General features: G+C 39.5%; 1 protein-coding gene. It reads right to left on the reverse strand.

Going from position 1 to position 957, the window contains the following annotated elements; genetic code table 11:
- Positions 1-154: 154 nt before the first annotated feature.
- On the reverse strand, positions 155-817 hold the full coding sequence (locus ACFINC_RS09955) for a lysozyme (protein ID WP_120100522.1): 663 nt from the start codon (positions 815-817) through the stop codon (positions 155-157).
- Positions 818-957: the final 140 nt, after the last annotated feature.

Consider the following 957-nt stretch of genomic DNA (forward strand, 5'->3'; position numbering starts at 1 on the left):
TCTACCTCAAGCCGTGTTTTCGCTGTATTAAAAGCTTCCTTTGTTTGTTTTTGCTTCTCAACTCTTTTTCCAAGGAAAAAGGCCTTCACTAAAGCTATAAAAAAAGCTGCTATGATTGCTGACGTCGTCGTCAGATATTTTTTTATCCATAAGATCATAGGCGGTGTTCCTGAAAACGTTTAGCAATATATACCATAGCTGTAAAAGCAGCTAAAACCATAATGCCTGCTAAAGCCCACTGGACAGGACCATTTCCTGCAAAAAGTCCTCCAAGCCCTGAAAAAGAGCCTATAATTGGTGCAAGAGCCTCTATTTTGCAAATCCCCGTTACGCCTTCTGATTCTACAACATGATAATTAGGCGCAACACGAGCTCCCTTTGCCCATAATCCTGCTTCGGCTGCGCGACGATTAACAAGACCTTGGATACGCTTTCCGCCTACTCTTGTCCATTTTTGCAATTCAGTTGGTACCGCTTCATATTCACCGTTATTGAGCTTTTTTAAAAGCGTAGATTTGCAAAAAGCTGTTATTCCTACATTATAGGAAAACGACACCAAAGCTGCGAATTGTTCATCGTTTAAAGGAACGGTAACAGCTTTTTCAACAACGGCTTCACACTCCCTCAAGTCCTGGCAAAGGATTTCTTCAGCTTCTTTTTCAGTAATTTGCATGTCTTTATTGACACTTGGAGCGCCAGCTGCACTTGTATGCCCATAACCAATTGTCCATATTCCACCAGAATCCTCATAGGACTTTAAACGTAAACCCTCCCATTGCTTAATCAGTGCAAGCCCTTCCGTTGATATTTTTCGCATTATTCTTAATCCTATAAAAAACCTACACAAAGCAGGACATAAATTCAAAACTTACATCTACTCAATTTTAAAGAACGAAACAGTGAAAGGGGTTAATTGAGATAAAACTATCTTAACGAATTTTATTAAACCCCATATTA

The sequence above is a fragment of the Bartonella sp. AP58NXGY genome (assembly GCF_042195785.1).
In the GTDB taxonomy this organism is placed as follows: Bacteria; Pseudomonadota; Alphaproteobacteria; order Rhizobiales; family Rhizobiaceae; genus Bartonella.

Excerpts from the sequence above, each read along its gene's own strand:
- ACFINC_RS09955 (WP_120100522.1), bottom strand. The coding sequence starts at position 817 with ATGCGAAAAATATCAACGGAAGGGCTTGCACTGATTAAGCAATGGGAG.